This is a genomic window from Marinomonas dokdonensis (assembly GCF_052747885.1).
Genome location: NZ_JBRAND010000003.1, coordinates 14,865 through 31,496 on the forward strand (window position 1 = coordinate 14,865; position 16,632 = coordinate 31,496).

Genomic DNA, 16,632 nt, shown 5'->3' on the forward strand with positions numbered 1-16,632 from the left:
AAAGCTGACATAAAGTCAGCTTTTTTAAATTTGGTGCGGAAGGAGAGACTCGAACTCTCACGCCGTGAAGCACTGGAACCTAAATCCAGCGTGTCTACCAATTCCACCACTCCCGCAAGGAATGGCGAGCATTATAGGCAAATGATTTTATAGGTCAAGCACTTTTATAATAAATTTTAAAATACTTGAAAAAATCTTGCCCTGCTCACCAAGCTATAAGGCTGCTTTAAAAAACACGGCCATTTTGATATTCGCCATGTTCGTAGCGTACCGCCATTTCTTCTAAATCAATGGTCTGAATACGGGAAGCCTGGCCTGCACAACCAAACGCTTCATAACGGTCGATACAAACAGCCTTCATCGCTTTAATACTTTCCGTTAAGTATTTACGCGGGTCGAAGTTGCCTTTGTGCTCCGCCAAACTACGACGAATAGCACCCGTAGCCGCTAAACGTAAATCGGTATCAATATTCACCTTGCGCACACCGTAACGAATGGCTTTAACGATTTCATCAATAGGTACACCGTAAGTTTCAGGGATATCACCACCAAATTCATTAATGATTGATAGCCAATCCTGAGGCACAGAAGAAGAGCCATGCAATACGATATGAGTGTTTGGCAATAATTCAACGATTTTACTAATACGTTCGATATCAAGAATGTCACCGGTAGGTGGACGAGTAAACTTGTAGGCACCGTGGCTTGTACCTATGGCAACAGCCAAGGCATCAATGCCCGTTGCATTAACAAAATCTACCGCTTCTTGAGGGTCTGTTAGCATTTGGTCATGGGACAAGATCCCTTCCGCGCCAACACCATCTTCTTCACCAGCTTGCCCTGTTTCTAGAGAACCTAGGCAACCAAGCTCGCCTTCCACCGATACACCACAAGCGTGGGCAAACTCCACCGTACGGCGAGTAACGTCAACGTTGTACTCGTAAGAAGCCGGTGTTTTACCGTCTGCTTCAAGAGAGCCGTCCATCATTACAGAGGAGAAACCTAGTTGAATTGAACGCTGACAAATGGCAGGTGAGGTACCGTGATCCTGATGCATCACAACAGGGATATGAGGGTAATCTTCGATAGCGGCTGCGATAAGGTGACGTAAGAAGTGAGAACCTGCGTACTTACGTGCACCAGCAGATGCTTGCATAATGACAGGCGAATTGACTTCGTGCGCCGCTTCCATGATCGCTTTGACTTGCTCCATGTTGTTCACATTGAAAGCAGGTAAGCCGTAGCTGTGCTCGGCAGCGTGATCTAATAACTGACGCATACTAATTAAAGGCATAAAAGTTTCCTCTGACTGACAGTATATCTTTTGCGAAGCATCACAAAAGACGGAACTAACCTAGGGTTAGGTCGCTGTTTTATTTATATTCACAAGGTTTATCAAAAAATAAACACTGTGTGGCTTACGCCTTATCGTCATTCTTGGTACGAATACCAAGAGGGTCACTCTCTAGTTTCATATCCGCCAACTCACCGTGAATAAGCAAAACCTGGATTCTGACTTATTCACTCGTGGTTAGCGTGACCGGCTTTCGCCATTATTATGTAGAATGATCTAACGTCATTCTTTGTATACTATTATGACGCGCGGGATTCCAACATCGCAACAGCTGGCAGCACTTTTCCTTCAACAAATTCCAAAAAGGCGCCGCCACCAGTAGAAATATAAGAAACTTGATCCGCTAAACCATATTTATCAATTGCGGCTAGGGTATCACCACCGCCTGCGACAGAGAAGGCATCACTTTGAGCGATCGCTTGAGCAACCACTTCCGTGCCTTTGGAGAAGTTATCAAACTCAAACACACCACAAGGGCCGTTCCAAAGAATCGTTTTTGCACCTTTCAAAATTTCCGCTAAGGCTTGAGCAGAGTCAGGACCAAGATCCATGATCTCTTCGTTGTCCGCTACCTGATCAACAGGCTTGACCGTTGCAACGGCGGTATCAGAGAACTCAGTTCCCACACGAACGTCAGTCACTGCAGGAATATCAAGGTCTGCCATTAGCTTTTGTGCTTGAGGGATCAAGTCTTTTTCATACAAAGACTGGCCTACGTTGTAGCCTCTTGCCGCCACAAAGGTATTAGAAATACCACCGCCAACGATCAACTGATCACAGACTTTCGACAAAGACTCTAACACTGTCAGCTTAGTTGATACTTTTGAGCCACCAACAACGGCCACTAAAGGACGCGCTGGATTGTCTAGGGCTTTTCCAAGTGCTTCTAGCTCTGCAGCCAGTAAAGGACCTGCACAGGCCACAGGAGCGAATTTACCCACACCATGAGTCGATGCCTGAGCACGGTGCGCCGTACCAAAAGCATCCATGACGTAGATGTCACACAAGGCGGCCATTTTTTTCGAGAGTGCTTCATCGTCTTTCTTCTCACCGACGTTAAAACGCACGTTTTCAACAAGAACAAGCTGACCGGCTTCGACTTCAACACCGTCTAGCCAATCTTTGACTAATGGTACATCTTGACCAAGTAGTGTAGACAAATGATCAGCCACAGGCTTCAGAGAGTACTGCTCGTCATACTCGCCTTCCGTTGGGCGGCCTAGGTGAGACATGACCATGACTTTCGCTCCAGCTTCTAGGGCCAGTTTGATCGTTGGTAACGCCGCACGAATACGTGCATCACTGGTAACTTGTCCATCTTTTACTGGCACATTTAAATCTTCACGGATCAGCACACGCTTGTTTGCTAAATCCAGATCCGTCATATTAATTACAGTCATTTCGATACCCTCATCATTTAAGCTTAAACAGTAAAAATTTAAATTTTCTTGTGCCTGACACGACCCTCTCACTTTTCGATCAAGGTCGCCCAATATCTCGCCACATCTAACATTCGGTTGGCATAAGCCCATTCATTATCAAACCAACACAATAACTTAACCAAGCGTCCATCAACCACTTTCGTTTGCGTGCCGTCCACTATCACAGATCGAGAGTCATGGTTGAAATCAACCGATGCATGAGCTTCTTGTGTATAACCCATTAGACCCGCGTATTTGCCTTGAGTCGCGTTTAACAACTGAGCATTGATCTCGGCCTCAGTCACATCACGCTCTGTGCGCAACACCAAATCGATAACAGAAACATTCAATGTGGGTACACGCACGGCATTACAAGCCATTTTGCCGTTCAGCTCAGGCATCATGCGATTAATCCCTTTCGCCAAACCGGTATCAACCGGGATAATAGAGCTTAATGCTGCCCGAGTGAGGCGCAGATCTTTAGTGTGATAACCATCAATAATCGGCTGATCATTCATCGCAGAGTGAATGGTTTGCGTCGTTCCGTGCTCAATACCTGCGAACTGCTTTATTGTATCTAATACAGGCAGTAGGCAATTCGTGGTGCAAGAAGCGGCCGACACAACACTATGATCAAGACTCACTTCCTGATGATTAAAGCCATAAACGATTGTGGCATCTACTTCCGCATCTGCTGGCTGAGACAACAAGATACGTGGAATACCCGTGGTTAAATAAGCTTGTGCCCCTTCTCTGTCCGCAAAGCTGCCGGAACATTCAAGAATCATATCGATAGCCAGATCTGACCAAGGAATGTCTTCTGGATTTTCGCAAGCGAAACACAGTATCTCATCATCTTCTACCAACAAGCTGTTCGCAGAAGTTGAAATTTGTTTAGGGAAACGACCATGAGTGGTGTCGTAGCGGGTTAGGTAGCTGATTGTTTCGATATCAGCAAGCTCATTAATCGCGACCACCTGCATTTGTTCACGGTAGCCATTTTCATACAAAGCTCGTAACACCGAACGGCCGATTCGGCCATAACCATTTATCGCGACTCGCAACATAGCCCTACTTCATCGCATTCATGAGGGATAAACCTCTTTCGTAAAACACAAAAATGGGGGGCTTTTGCAAGCGCCCCCATTTGCAATTGAGTGCTGTCATCAATTATGCAGTCAGTACTTTCTCTGCCGTAGCGACAACATTCTCGACGGTAAAGCCAAAGTGCTTCAATAGATCGCCACCAGGAGCAGACTCACCAAATGTTGTCATACCAACTGTAGCGCCTTCAAAACCTACGTATTTAGCCCAAAAATCTACATGGGCCGCTTCAATAGCGACACGCTTCGTTACAGAAGCTGGCAATACTGATGCTTTATAAGCCGCATCTTGAGCGTCAAAGACAGTCGTTGAAGGCATAGAAACCACACGAACGTTTTTGCCTTTTGCCGTAAGCGCTGCAGCAGATTCAACCGCTAATGCCACTTCAGAACCTGTCGCCATTAAGATCAAGTCTGGTGTACCAGCGCAATCTTGTAGCACGTACGCACCTTTTTCAATATTCGCTAATTGATCCGCTGAGCGAGTTTGAGCTGGCAAACCTTGGCGAGAGAAAACCAAAGAAGTTGGGCCATCGCGACGTTCAATAGACGCTTTCCAGGCCACAGCGGTTTCTGTTGCATCACAAGGACGCCACACCGCCATGTTAGGGGTCATACGAAGGTTGGCAAGTTGCTCAACCGGTTGGTGTGTCGGGCCGTCTTCGCCTTGACCTATCGAATCATGGGTGTAAACGAAGATGTTTTGAATCCCCATCAAGGCAGACATACGTACCGCATTGCGCGCGTATTCCATGAACATCATGAAGGTCGCGCCGTAGTTAATGAAACCACCGTGTAAAGAAGCACCGTTCATAATGCCGCTCATGCCAAATTCACGTACACCGTAGTAAACATAGTTACCTGCTGGATCTTCTTGAATGCCTTTAGAGCCTGACCAAAGGGTTAGGTTTGAACCTGCTAAGTCAGCAGAGCCACCTAGTAATTCTGGCAACATAGCACCGAAGAAGCCGATAGCATTTTGTGATGCTTTACGGCTGGCAATGTTTTCGCCTTTCGCTTGGCACTCTTCAATGTAAGCTTGTGCTTTCGCAGCAAAGTCAGCGGGTAATTCACCGTTCAAGACACGACGTTCAAATTCTGCAGCCAATTCAGGATGAGCAGCTTTATAAGCAGCAAGAGTTTCGTTCCACTTGGCTTCGTGCTCAGCACCTGCTGTTTTCGCATCCCAGCCTTCGTAAACATCAGCAGGAATTTCAAATGGCGCATATTCCCAGCCCAAGAACTCACGAGCGGCAGCAATTTCTTCTTCGCCTAGTGGAGCACCGTGACAGTCATGGCTACCAGACTTGTTAGGAGAACCAAAACCGATAATAGTTTTACAGCAAATCAATGTCGGTTTGCTGGTTTCCGCTTTCGCCGCTTCAATAGCTGCTTTAATAGCTTCTGGATCATGGCCATCAACATCAGCAATCACGTGCCAGCCGTAAGACTCAAAACGCTGTGGTGTGTTGTCTGTGAACCAACCTTCTACATGACCATCAATGGAAATGCCGTTGTCATCCCAGAACGCGACCAACTTACCTAAGCCCAAAGTGCCCGCTAGAGAACACGCTTCATGGGAGATACCTTCCATCAAACAGCCGTCACCTAAGAAGCAGTAAGTGTTGTGGTCAACCACTGTGTGACCTTCACGGTTAAATTGGGCCGCCAAGGTTTTTTCAGCGATCGCCATACCCACCGCATTACTAATACCAGCACCCAAAGGACCGGTTGTCGTTTCTACACCGTCTGTGTAGCCGTATTCTGGGTGACCTGGTGTTTTGGAGTGTAATTGACGGAACTGTTTAAGCTCTTCAATCGGTAGCGCATAACCTGATAAATGCAATAGTGAGTAAATCAGCATAGAGCCGTGGCCGTTAGACAGAACAAAACGGTCGCGATCTGCCCATTTAGAGTTGTTAGGGTTATGCTTTAAAAAGTCGTTCCACAAAACTTCAGCTATATCAGCCATACCCATAGGCGCACCAGGATGGCCTGATTTGGCTTTCTGAACAGCATCCATACTTAAAGCGCGTATAGCATTAGCGAGTTGTTTACGAGACGGCATTGTTATTCCACTCCTAGTAGCTTAATGAACAATAGAGATCCACTTTCCACGCCATAGAGACAAAGTCTAGCGTGCAGACAGTTAAGCTCTGCGGTTACGCCCCAGATTAGAGCAATGAAAAATGAAACTGCATTAGAATGATTCCAATCCTAGCAAAAAAGAAACCGCTTTGCTCTCTTATATCCACCCCTTAGGTTGATATTTAGACATTTTTCATGCATTATTCTCAGCCTTAACAGCGTCGATTTGTTTCGGCTTGCGGACGCTATATAAAATCAGCTAAACAGAAGCACGACACCTGTTTAGCTGTACCAATTGCTAAGCGGGTTTTTTTATACCTTTTTAGCGCTTATCCATCATTTTGATAGAGGCACTAATTACATGTCAGATTATTCATTATTTACTTCAGAATCCGTTTCTGAAGGCCATCCAGATAAAATTGCAGACCAAGTGTCTGACGCCATCCTTGACGCTATTTTAGCGGAAGACCCTGAAGCCCGCGTGGCCTGTGAGACCCTAGTAAAAACGGGCATGGTATTGGTAGCAGGTGAAGTACGCACTAACGCCTGGGTAGACATTGAAGAGATCACTCGTAACGTTGTAAAAGACATTGGCTACAACAGCTCAGACATGGGCTTTGACTGGGAGTCCTGTGCGGTAATGAACGCCATCGGCAAACAGTCTGCGGATATTGCTGTGGGTGTTGATGAAGCTAACGAAAAAGAGCTTGGCGCCGGCGACCAAGGTCTAATGTTTGGCTTTGCTACCAACGAGACCGATGTCTTGATGCCTGCCCCTGTAACCTATGCTCATCGTCTTGTTCAGCGCCAAGCAGAAGTTCGTAAAAATGGCACCCTAGACTTCCTGCGCCCAGACGCAAAAAGCCAAGTAACTTTCCGCTACGATGAAAACGGCAAGCCTTGCGCAATTGATGCTGTCGTTCTCTCTACACAACATAGCGCTAACGTGAAGCAGTCTGATTTGCGCGAAGCGGTTATGGAAGAAATCATTAAGCCAGTTTTGCCAGAAGAATGGCTTTCAGCTCAAACCAAGTTCTTCATTAACCCAACGGGCCAATTTATTATCGGTGGTCCTGTTGGCGACTGTGGTTTAACCGGTCGTAAAATTATTGTAGATACTTACGGCGGTATGGCTCGCCACGGTGGTGGTGCTTTCTCTGGTAAAGACCCATCCAAGGTTGACCGTTCTGCTGCCTACGCTGGTCGTTACGTTGCCAAAAACATCGTCGCTGCAGGTCTTGCAGATAAGTGTGAAATCCAAGTGTCTTACGCTATTGGTGTGGCTGAGCCGACATCTATCAGTATTAATACCTTTGGTACGGGCAAAATTAGTGACGCACAAATTGTTGATCTAGTCCGTGACCACTTTGAACTGCGCCCAGCAGGCCTAATCAAGATGTTGGATCTAAAACGCCCAATCTACTTGCCAACAGCGGCGTATGGTCACTTTGGTCGTTCCGGTGATAACTTCACGTGGGAAAAAACAGATAAAGCTGACCTATTACGTAAAGCGGCAGGTTTATAAGTAGCGTTTTTTAAGTTATAACAAGCCCTCTCTAAGACATCTTTTAGAGAGGGCTTTTTTAGTTAACTTAAGACCACAGCAGCAGAGTAAAGCATGCGCATACCAAGAGTTTATGTAGACGCCGAGTTACAGGAAAACACCCGTTTCACCTTACCCGACGCCACTTTCCAACACCTATGTAAGGTATTACGCCTTAAAAGCGGCCACCCTATTCGCTTATTTAACGGCCAAGGAGGGCAATATCATGCAACTCTAGCAGACGTCGAAAAGCGTCAAGCCAAGGCCGACATTACCGAATTCGAACCGCTACATAACGAATCCCCTCTAAAAGTCACCATAGGTCAAACCTTATCTCGCGGCGAGCGCATGGATTACGCCATACAAAAATCCGTAGAAGCGGGTGTCTATGCGATACAACCCTTATTCAGCGAACGTTGTGAGGTAAAACTTAACGACAGCCGTATTGAAAAACGCCTAAATCATTGGCAACAAGTTGCTATCAGCGCCGCGGAACAGTCTGGTCGCGGCATTGTGCCGAAGGTCTATCCACCTATAGCACTTGATTCATGGGTCGCTGAATGTAGTGATTTGTTAAAGCTTACCCTGCACCACCATAGCGCAAAACCTCTCAAAAACTTTGCTTGTCCTGCCAATAATCACATTAGTTTGCTAATTGGGCCAGAAGGAGGTTTAACCGAAGAAGAAGTGAAAACTTCGATAAATCATAACTTTAACCCAATTGCACTTGGCCCAAGAGTACTGAGAACAGAAACCGCTCCCGTTATAGCATTAGGTGTCTTGAATCTCTTGTGGGGAGATATTTAACTTAATGTGTGTTTACAACAAACACACATTTTAAAAGTAAAATTGCAACAATCCGTAAGACAATTGCGATATATTCCTACTTACGAGGTTTTCATATAGCAGCGAACACAAAAGGAATAAGTAGCTTATGTTCTATAAAATCATTCTCACCAGTGCGGTTTGCTTAGGCACGGCACTGTCTTCCAGTTGGGCCAATGCGATAACGCTGGAAGAAGCAACCTATATCGCTATAGAAGGCAGCCCAGAAGTTAGGCAAGCCATTGCCCGTTACCGTGAGATCACCCAAGACGGTGAAATATCGCGCCATTCAGGCTACTACCCAAACATAAACCTTTCGGCTGGTATTGGTCATGAGACCACTTATGCCGACTCAGACACTAGTAGCGACATTAGCTTGACTCGTCGAGAGCTCACACTTGCTCTTAACCAGCCTATTTTCGAAGGTTTTTCTACTAAGTATGAAATTGAGCGTTTGAGCCATGAAGCAGAAGCAGAGCGATGGAACGCTTTGATTGCTGTGGAAAATACGGCTCTTGAAGTGGCTCAGGCCTATGCCAACGTCTTACGTTACCGTGAACTAGTGGCTCTTGCGGACCTAAACCTTGAAACCCACACACGTATTTACGGGCAAATTAAGCTTAAGAGCGATACTGGCATCGGTCGACAGTCCGATCTTAGTCAAATCACGGCACGTTTAGCGAAAGCTCATGCAAACAACCTTGCGGCCATCAATAACTTACGTGACGCTGAAAGTAATTACTTAAATGTTGTCGGTCAGTTACCACCTGAAGATTTGATCTACCCTGTACCGGATAAAGACCTTATTCCTGACAGTCTAGATGTGGCAATTAAACAAGCCTTGGCGAAAAACCCGGCCATTGAAGGGTCTAAGTGGGATGTTCGTGCGACCGAAAGCTTCCAGAAAATATCTGATTCTAGCTTATACCCAAGCATCAACTTCTCCTTAGAGCGTTCATGGGATAATAATCTAGATGGTGATGAAGGTCCTAGTGAAGACCTCTTGGCGATGTTCCGTTTGAGCTATGATATTTATAGCGGTGGTAATCAAAAACGACAAAAAGAAGTGGCTGTTCAGCAGAATGTCCAAGCTTCCGAAATTCGCCGTAACACCATTAGAGATACAGAGCTAACAGTTCGTCTAGCATGGGCAGCCTATGAAGCAACAGTTGGGCAAAAAGAGCACATTCGCCAGTATGTAATTTCGACCAAGGAATCTCAAATCGCTTACGAGAAACAATTCCGTTTAGGTCGCCGTACCCTACTTGATGTACTCGACAGTGAAAACGAGCTTTTTCAAGCCCGCCAAGACTATGTTAATGCGGACTACGACCAGCTTTTCTCTGAGTTCCGTTTATTTAACGCCAAGGGTGAGCTAATGCGCGCATTCCGCATTTATCGTCCACAATTACTCGGCTTTAATGACGACTTTGACTATGACCATCCACCAGAGAAAACGTCTGCGAGCGAAGAGCTAAAAGCAGCAGAGCAGCAGATAGAGACAAAAACACCAACAGCTCCGTCTTCCCAGAGAAGCAATCAAACAAACTCATTAGAAAGCGAGTTGTTTCTTGAAGCGGACGACAATTCGGGATCTTGGTAATACGTTAATCTCGTTGCTTACGCCACAACCCATATGGATGTATTCAAGGTTGTGGCGTCAAGACTACATTGAAAACAAGATCATGACAGGGAGTCAGATACTTAATGAACACTACTTTCCTACTCTTAGTACTCATTGCATCCATGGTGATGTTAGTAAACCAACCCGTACAAGCTTCAGATAACTTATATCAGCAAGGTCGCATAAAAAAGCAGTTACGTGATGATGACAAAGACGGTGTCATTAATATGCGCGATCGCTGTAGAAATACGCCCTCCGATGATTCCGCCATCGATATTTATGGCTGCACCATAAACGTTAAACTACTATTATCAGTCGAGCTCGCTATCTTGTTCGACACAGGTAAGTTTGATGTAAAGCTCCCCTATTACCATGAGATCCAGAAAGTTGCCGACTTTCTCCGAGTACACCCCAACGCCAAAGTACATATAGAGGGTCACACAGATAATGTCGGAGACGAAAGCTACAACAAAGAGCTTTCTCTTAACCGTGCTCAATCTGTCGCCAATGTATTAACCTCCTACTTCAAAGTGGACCCTGCTCGCGTGACCTATAAAGGTTATGGTGAAGAACAACCAATTGCTGATAACTCTACTGCAGAAGGGCGCTCTAGAAACCGTCGCGTCATGGCAGAAGTTTTCTCCAGAGCTAAGAAGGATGTGAAACGCTGGGATATTTATCAAGGCGAGTAATTATTTGTTTCTAGGGTGCTTCCTTCACTAGTTTTTTTTCCCTCTGCCCCCATATTTATGTAGCATAGCTACTATTCGAATATGACACAGAGGGAATCGTTTTATGACAATCAAACTTGGCATCGTAATGGACCCCATTACCTCCATTAATTACAAGAAAGACACTTCCCTTGCCATGTTATGGGCTGCCGCTGAAAAAGGCTGGGAGCTTACGTACATGGAGCAAAAAGACTTATTTTTGGACCATGGCAAAGCATACGCCATGGCTCGCCCTCTTAGCGTTTATAAAGACCCTGAACATTTTTACGACCTAGGCGAAGAAAGCAGAATAGCCTTGGGTGACCTTGACGTTATCCTGATGCGTAAAGACCCTCCGTTCGACAGCGAATTCGTTTACAGCACCATGATTCTGGAGCAAGCTGAACGTGATGGTGCTATGGTCGTCAACGACCCAAAAAGCTTACGTGACTGCAATGAAAAGCTGTTTGCCACTCAGTTTCCACAATGCTGCCCTCCAGTTCTTGTGACCCGTCGTGCAGATCTCTTAAAAGCTTTTCACCAAGAGCATGGTGACGTTATCTTCAAACCTTTAGATGGTATGGGCGGTAGCTCTATTTTCCGTTTGAAAGCCGATGACTCAAACGTTAGCGTGATTATTGAAACCTTAACCAATATGGGTGCAGAGCAAATCATGGCGCAGAAGTTTATCCCTGAAATCAAACAAGGGGACAAACGTATTCTAGTGGTTAACGGTGAGCCTGTGCCTTATGCATTAGCACGTATTCCCGCTTCAGGTGAAACCCGAGGCAACCTTGCTGCAGGTGGCCGTGGTGAAGGCAGAGAGTTAAGCGAGCGCGACCGTTGGATTTGTGAGCAGATCATTCCTTCATTGAAAGAAAAGGGCCTTATGTTCGTTGGCCTAGATGTGATCGGGGATTATTTGACCGAAATTAACGTCACCAGCCCAACTTGTGTACGCGAGTTAGACAATCAATTCGGTCTTAACATTGCTATGACACTGATAGAGGCCATCGAGTCGAAACTGCAGTAGCCTAGATGCGCGTTATTGATCGATTTTCCATTGCTCTTTTCATTGCCATTAGCTTTCATGTGCTGATGGTAATGATTGTGAGCTTTGATTTTCTCAGTGCTCCGGCAAAGCCTAAGACGCTTGAGATCACTCTCGTTCAACACGTCTCAAAGGCCCCGAAAGAAGCGGATTTCATTGCCCAAGCAAATCAACAAGGCAGCGGTACCGAGCTTCATAAGCAAAAGCTCACCACCTCCGAAACGGCTAAATTTTTATCCGATAATATCCAAGACATTACGCCTCCGGTTCAGCCCCAATTGGCCTCTTCTAGGCCTATCGAAGAGCAGCCCTTGCTCTCAAGCCACCAAGAAGCAAAATTTGAAGTGTTGGAAGAGCCTGACCAGCAGCCGAAAACCCTAGAAGAACAGTTTTCAGGGGAGACTCAAATCCCCAGCCATTTATCCAGCAACATTGCCACGCTGGAAGCCTTGCTAGATCAACAAAGACAAGCTTATGCCAAACGCCCGCGTATTCGTCGTCTAACATCCGTGTCTGCAAAAGCGGCAATAGACGCCCAATACCTAGACGACTGGCGACGCAAAATTGAGCGCATTGGTAATATCCACTACCCTATCGAAGCGAAACGCAGTCATTTATACGGTGAGTTAAGATTAGCCGTCAGTATCTTGCCTACCGGCTATGTTGATGACATAGAAGTGTTGCAAACTTCCGGCATTAGAGTGCTAGACGATGCCGCCATGCGCATTGTACGCTTAGCCGAGCCTTTTCAAGCTTTTCCAGTTGAGTTAAAAGCCGAAGTCGACCAGCTAGAAATCATTCGAACTTGGCGCTTTACCCCAGGAAACCAGCTACAAAGCCAATAAAAAAGGCCCTCATTTGAGGACCTTCTTAGACGTTAGCTTAAACGTTTAGTCGAATTGACCATCGCCCATGGCGATACGAATCTTTTTCATCGCATTCTTTTCTAACTGTCGAATACGCTCAGCAGAAACACCATATTCATCCGCTAGTTCATGCAAAGTAGACTTACCATCCGACAACCAACGCTGCACTAGGATATTACGGCTACGCTCATCTAGATCTGCCATAGCCTCTTCAAGACGCTGATTAGAATCCGCTTCCCAGTTACCATTCTCAAGCAACATAGCTGGGTCATAGCTATGGTCTTCAAGATATTGAGACGGCGCTTGGAAGGCACTTTCATCATCGTCATCTGCTGAGGCATCAAATGCCATATCAGAGGAACTTAAACGACCTTCCATTTGGCGGACAACTTCTGGTGTCACACCAAGATCACTCGCCACAGACTCGACTTCGTCATTGCTAAACCAAGACAAAGTTTTCTTCGCACTGCGAAGATTGAAAAACATTTTGCGCTGGGCTTTAGTCGTCGCCACTTTCACGATGCGCCAGTTTTTCAGAATAAATTCATGAATTTCGGCTTTAATCCAATGTACCGCGAAAGACACCAAGCGTACGCCCACTTCTGGGTTAAAACGCTTCACCGCTTTCATCAAACCGACATTGCCTTCTTGGATCAAGTCGCCTTGAGCTAGGCCGTAGCCTGAGTAACTTTTTGCAATATGTGCAACAAATCTTAGGTGCGACATAACTAGGGTACGCGCGGCCTCAAGGTCTTCTTTGTAATATAGACGTTCTGCCAGCGCTTTTTCTTCTTCCGCTGTCAAAATAGGAATTCTGCTAACGGCTTGCATGTAAGATTCTAGATTTTGGCCTGGAATCATAATATCCGTAGGCTGAAGAGCTTTACTCATCTCTATTTCCACCTTGTAGTTGTTCATACTGTGTATGACAAAATACTATCAACTTAATTCTATTTGTATAGGACATAAATGTGGAGAAAGCATGACTATTATTTTGCTTCCCCTTTGTCCGTGGCGCACTATTCTAACTCAATATTAGCGATGTGGCGATTCACAGCAATCCAAGCTCCGAATACGCCCACCATGGCGCTGATGGCTAAGCATAAAACGATCTCATCCACATTGAAAGACTGCAGCTCAAATCCGCTTTGATACAAGTCAATGAGGCGCTCAGCTGGCGCACTCACCCACCAACTAACCAATAAAATACAAAGACTTGCGAAGAAACCACCCAGCACACCAAACCAAAAGCCCATGTATAAAAATGGCCTTCTGATGTAAGCATCGGTCGCTCCCACTAGCTTCATTACGAGCACTTCATTACGTCGACTTTCAACCGCCATACGAATGGTATTACCCACAATAAGCAAGACGGCAACCACCAGCAAGGTCGATAACACATACACAAAGCGCTGGCCGAAGCTTAAGATATTGGCAAGACGTTGTAACCATTGTGCATCTAGGTCCGCTCTTTCTACTTCATTCTCTCTCGCTAAGTTATCTCGCAGCAATTGTAAGCTCTGCAGGGACTCTAAATTCACCTCTTGCTTAGGAATCACCCGTAACACAATGGGCAAAGGGTTTTCAGGCAAAGACGACAAAATTTGCTCGTAGCCACTTTCCTGCTCGAAATAACGCAGCCCCTCTTCCTTAGAAATGTACTCAACACTGGCCACATCAGCTTGGGCAGAAATTCGATGGGATAACGCCAAAGCTTGAGTGTCTTCAAGTTGCGGGAACAAGTACAGGGTAATAACCGATTGCTGCTCCCACTGGTCCGTCACAGACTGGACGTTCTTCAATAACACATACAAACCGCCCGGCAGTGACAAAGCAATAGCAATCACCATCACTGTCATCAAGCTGGCCAGTGGGTAACCAAGCAAGCGCACAAAACTTTCCGTCAGCGTTGCCTGATGTTGTAAGAGGTATTTCTTAATATTGAAAGAAGAGTTCTTCGACCACTTATGCTTAGTAGCTTTGACGGCATCGCGAGTAGCACCACGCTGATTCGGTTTTTGCGGCATTAAGCAAAACCTCCATCATTCACCATGCGACCTTGATTCAGGGTCAACACTCGATGGCGCATTCTAGCCACCAGCGCAAGATCGTGGCTGGCAACCAATACGGTAACACCAACGCGATTAAATTCTTGGAATAGGTTCATGATTTCAGCAGACAACCTAGGGTCTAGGTTACCCGTCGGCTCATCGGCTAACAGCAATTGTGGTTTGTTGACCACTGCGCGAGCAATACCTATACGTTGTTGCTCACCACCGGATAGGGCCATTGGGTTAAACTTTTCTTTGCCCAAAAGGCCAACTTTATCCAATGCAGCACGCACACGTTTGGCGGTTTGTTGAGGATCTGCACCGCTCACTTGCAAAGGTAGGGCAACATTATGAAAAACACTGCGATCAAATAACAACTGGTGATTCTGAAAAACCACACCGACACGACGCCTATGCTGTGGAATAGCTCGGCGACTTAAAGTTCTTAAATCCACCCCATCCACTAGGATCTGCCCGGATGTCTGGCGCTCAATCATCATCATAAGCTTCATCAAGGTGCTTTTACCGGCCCCTGAATGCCCAGTAAGAAAAGCCATGTCCCCCTGTCGCAAGTGAAAACTCACCTGAGACAAAGCGTCTTGACCACTTTCGTACCTTTTTCCAACCCGCTGAAATTCAATTTCCACGTTTGTAAAGCTTCCTTATTTGCATAACCACAGTCGCTGATTGTTCATTATTCGCTATCAAACAGGGCATCAACAAATTCTTGCGCGACGAAAGGTCGTAGATCCTCAGCTTGTTCGCCCACACCAATATAACGGATAGGCAGCGCGAACTGCTTAGCAATCGCAAAAATAATACCCCCTTTCGCGGTGCCGTCTAGTTTCGTCAAGGTGATGCCACTCACCCCTACCGCTTCCGAGAAAAGTTTTGCTTGGCTTAACGCATTCTGTCCTGTCCCAGCATCCAATACTAGCATTACTTCATGAGGCGCATGCACATCAAGCTTTTGCATCACACGCACAACTTTAGACAGCTCATTCATCAGGTTCGCTTTGTTTTGCAAACGCCCTGCCGTATCGGCAATCACCACATCAATACCGCGAGCTTTCGCAGATTCGATGGCATCGTAGATAACCGAGGCAGAATCTGCACCCGTGTGTTGTGCCACAACAGGCACATTGTTTCGCTCACCCCATACTTGTAACTGCTCAACCGCTGCGGCACGAAAGGTATCCCCCGCGGCCAACATAACGCTTTGGCCTTGGGCCTGATATTTCTTCGCCAGCTTACCAATGGTGGTGGTTTTACCGACACCATTTACCCCAACCATCAAGATAACAAATGGCCCTTCTTTGTTCACCGGCACAAGTTCTTGTTGGGAGTTAGCAAGGATATCGCCCATATCGGCTTTTAAACTCGCCAGCAGTGCATTGGAGTCTTTTAGCTCTTTGCGGTTCAATTTGTCCGTCACACTTTGCATTAATGCTTGCGTAGCATCTAGCCCTACATCGGCCATAAGCAACTGTGTTTCCAACTCTTCCATGAGGTCGTCATCGATTTTTTTGCTACCGACCACAATAGAAGCCAGCCCACTACCCAGACCACTACGTGTTTTCGATAGGCCAGACTTAATGCGTTGCGCCCAAGACAGAGACGGTTTTTCTTCTGCTTGTGCCAGTGTAATCTCTTCTGCAACCTCTTTAACGGTTTCCGGCTCAACGGTTGCGTCAAGGGGTTCGGCCACAACCGGAGTGTCAGTTGCTGTCTCTACAGGCTCAACAACTTGCGGGGAATCTTCTTGAACAGACTCACTCTCGTTGGTTTTTTCAGCTTCTAGCGCAGCTGTAGCCTTTTCTCTGGCTTTTTGTTTTTCTATAGCCATTTTACGGTTAAAGCGACGACGTATCACAATCGCCGTAAAAGATAAGGATAAGCCAATGGCGATCGGTGCATAACGTGCATATTCGCCAAGATAGGGCGTTAGGAAAGTAATTAGTTGCTGAACAAATTCCATTAAATTGATCTCTTAAAA

Annotated in this window: 14 protein-coding genes, 1 tRNA gene and 1 riboswitch; of the genes, 6 read left to right on the top strand and 9 right to left on the bottom strand. The window is 46.1% G+C overall.

Annotation, left to right across the window (positions count from 1 at the left end; translation table 11 throughout):
- Nucleotides 1-31: 31 nt before the first annotated feature.
- The 5 genes from ACUM5Y_RS07855 to tkt all read right to left on the bottom strand — a co-directional run bounded on the left by ACUM5Y_RS07855 (nt 32) and on the right by tkt (nt 5,946).
- A tRNA-Leu gene (locus ACUM5Y_RS07855) sits at nt 32-116 on the bottom strand.
- Between the two features lie 110 nt (nt 117-226).
- The gene (gene fba / locus ACUM5Y_RS07860) at nt 227-1,294 is read right to left on the bottom strand and encodes a class II fructose-bisphosphate aldolase (RefSeq protein WP_445976321.1); all 1,068 of its coding nucleotides are present in this window, start codon (nt 1,292-1,294) and stop codon (nt 227-229) included.
- Between the two features lie 299 nt (nt 1,295-1,593).
- Nucleotides 1,594-2,754 carry a phosphoglycerate kinase gene (locus ACUM5Y_RS07865; protein ID WP_445976322.1) on the bottom strand — a complete coding sequence of 387 codons (1,161 nt, stop codon included), beginning with the start codon at nt 2,752-2,754 and terminating at the stop codon, nt 1,594-1,596.
- 68 nt (nt 2,755-2,822) lie between these two features.
- Nucleotides 2,823-3,842 (bottom strand): type I glyceraldehyde-3-phosphate dehydrogenase, encoded by a 1,020-nt coding sequence (locus ACUM5Y_RS07870; protein WP_445976323.1) that lies wholly within the window; start codon nt 3,840-3,842, stop codon nt 2,823-2,825.
- Nucleotides 3,843-3,945: 103 nt separating this feature from the next.
- Entirely contained in the window at nt 3,946-5,946 is a 2,001-nt protein-coding gene (gene tkt, locus ACUM5Y_RS07875) for a transketolase (RefSeq protein WP_445976324.1), read from the bottom strand.
- 228 nt (nt 5,947-6,174) lie between these two features.
- Nucleotides 6,175-6,250: riboswitch (SAM riboswitch) on the top strand.
- 77 nt (nt 6,251-6,327) lie between these two features.
- Between tkt and metK the strand changes: the two genes are divergently transcribed.
- The 6 genes from metK (at nt 6,328) to ACUM5Y_RS07905 (ending at nt 12,564) form a co-directional block, all read left to right on the top strand.
- Nucleotides 6,328-7,491: a methionine adenosyltransferase gene (metK, locus tag ACUM5Y_RS07880; RefSeq protein WP_445976325.1), complete on the top strand. Its 1,164-nt coding sequence runs from the start codon at nt 6,328-6,330 to the stop codon at nt 7,489-7,491.
- Between the two features lie 93 nt (nt 7,492-7,584).
- On the top strand, nt 7,585-8,316 hold the full coding sequence (locus ACUM5Y_RS07885) for a 16S rRNA (uracil(1498)-N(3))-methyltransferase (RefSeq protein ID WP_445976326.1): 732 nt from the start codon (nt 7,585-7,587) through the stop codon (nt 8,314-8,316).
- 127 nt (nt 8,317-8,443) lie between these two features.
- The gene (locus ACUM5Y_RS07890) at nt 8,444-9,937 is read left to right on the top strand and encodes a TolC family outer membrane protein (protein WP_445976327.1); all 1,494 of its coding nucleotides are present in this window, start codon (nt 8,444-8,446) and stop codon (nt 9,935-9,937) included.
- Nucleotides 9,938-10,041: 104 nt separating this feature from the next.
- Complete coding sequence (locus tag ACUM5Y_RS07895; protein ID WP_445976328.1) at nt 10,042-10,650, top strand: OmpA family protein; 609 nt, start codon at nt 10,042-10,044, stop codon at nt 10,648-10,650.
- A 103-nt stretch (nt 10,651-10,753) separates the two neighbouring features.
- Nucleotides 10,754-11,701 (top strand): glutathione synthase, encoded by a 948-nt coding sequence (gshB, locus tag ACUM5Y_RS07900; RefSeq protein ID WP_445976329.1) that lies wholly within the window; start codon nt 10,754-10,756, stop codon nt 11,699-11,701.
- 5 nt (nt 11,702-11,706) lie between these two features.
- Entirely contained in the window at nt 11,707-12,564 is an 858-nt protein-coding gene (locus ACUM5Y_RS07905) for an energy transducer TonB (RefSeq protein ID WP_445976330.1), read from the top strand.
- Nucleotides 12,565-12,609: 45 nt separating this feature from the next.
- On the opposite strand, the gene rpoH is transcribed toward ACUM5Y_RS07905, so the two are convergent.
- The 4 genes from rpoH to ftsY all read right to left on the bottom strand — a co-directional run bounded on the left by rpoH (nt 12,610) and on the right by ftsY (nt 16,614).
- A complete protein-coding gene (gene rpoH, locus ACUM5Y_RS07910; RefSeq protein WP_445976331.1) occupies nt 12,610-13,476 on the bottom strand; it encodes an RNA polymerase sigma factor RpoH in 867 nt (288 codons plus the stop codon).
- A 128-nt stretch (nt 13,477-13,604) separates the two neighbouring features.
- Entirely contained in the window at nt 13,605-14,612 is a 1,008-nt protein-coding gene (gene ftsX / locus ACUM5Y_RS07915; protein WP_445976332.1) for a permease-like cell division protein FtsX, read from the bottom strand.
- Nucleotides 14,612-15,283, bottom strand: a complete 672-nt coding sequence (gene ftsE / locus ACUM5Y_RS07920) for a cell division ATP-binding protein FtsE (RefSeq protein WP_445976333.1) — start codon at nt 15,281-15,283, stop codon at nt 14,612-14,614. The genes ftsX and ftsE overlap by 1 nt, the downstream gene beginning before the upstream one ends.
- Nucleotides 15,284-15,330: 47 nt before the next feature.
- Entirely contained in the window at nt 15,331-16,614 is a 1,284-nt protein-coding gene (ftsY, locus tag ACUM5Y_RS07925; RefSeq protein ID WP_445976334.1) for a signal recognition particle-docking protein FtsY, read from the bottom strand.
- Nucleotides 16,615-16,632: the final 18 nt, after the last annotated feature.

What these genes read in the sequence shown, in the direction of transcription:
- fba (WP_445976321.1), bottom strand. Translation starts at nt 1,294, where the DNA reads ATGCCTTTAATTAGTATGCGTCAGTTATTAGATCACGCTGCCGAGCAC.
- ACUM5Y_RS07865 (WP_445976322.1), bottom strand. Translation starts at nt 2,754, where the DNA reads ATGACTGTAATTAATATGACGGATCTGGATTTAGCAAACAAGCGTGTG.
- ACUM5Y_RS07870 (WP_445976323.1), bottom strand. Translation starts at nt 3,842, where the DNA reads ATGTTGCGAGTCGCGATAAATGGTTATGGCCGAATCGGCCGTTCGGTG.
- tkt (WP_445976324.1), bottom strand. Translation starts at nt 5,946, where the DNA reads ATGCCGTCTCGTAAACAACTCGCTAATGCTATACGCGCTTTAAGTATG.
- metK (WP_445976325.1), top strand. Translation starts at nt 6,328, where the DNA reads ATGTCAGATTATTCATTATTTACTTCAGAATCCGTTTCTGAAGGCCAT.
- ACUM5Y_RS07885 (WP_445976326.1), top strand. Translation starts at nt 7,585, where the DNA reads ATGCGCATACCAAGAGTTTATGTAGACGCCGAGTTACAGGAAAACACC.
- ACUM5Y_RS07890 (WP_445976327.1), top strand. Translation starts at nt 8,444, where the DNA reads ATGTTCTATAAAATCATTCTCACCAGTGCGGTTTGCTTAGGCACGGCA.
- ACUM5Y_RS07895 (WP_445976328.1), top strand. Translation starts at nt 10,042, where the DNA reads ATGAACACTACTTTCCTACTCTTAGTACTCATTGCATCCATGGTGATG.
- gshB (WP_445976329.1), top strand. Translation starts at nt 10,754, where the DNA reads ATGACAATCAAACTTGGCATCGTAATGGACCCCATTACCTCCATTAAT.
- ACUM5Y_RS07905 (WP_445976330.1), top strand. Translation starts at nt 11,707, where the DNA reads ATGCGCGTTATTGATCGATTTTCCATTGCTCTTTTCATTGCCATTAGC.
- rpoH (WP_445976331.1), bottom strand. Translation starts at nt 13,476, where the DNA reads ATGAGTAAAGCTCTTCAGCCTACGGATATTATGATTCCAGGCCAAAAT.
- ftsX (WP_445976332.1), bottom strand. Translation starts at nt 14,612, where the DNA reads ATGCCGCAAAAACCGAATCAGCGTGGTGCTACTCGCGATGCCGTCAAA.
- ftsY (WP_445976334.1), bottom strand. Translation starts at nt 16,614, where the DNA reads ATGGAATTTGTTCAGCAACTAATTACTTTCCTAACGCCCTATCTTGGC.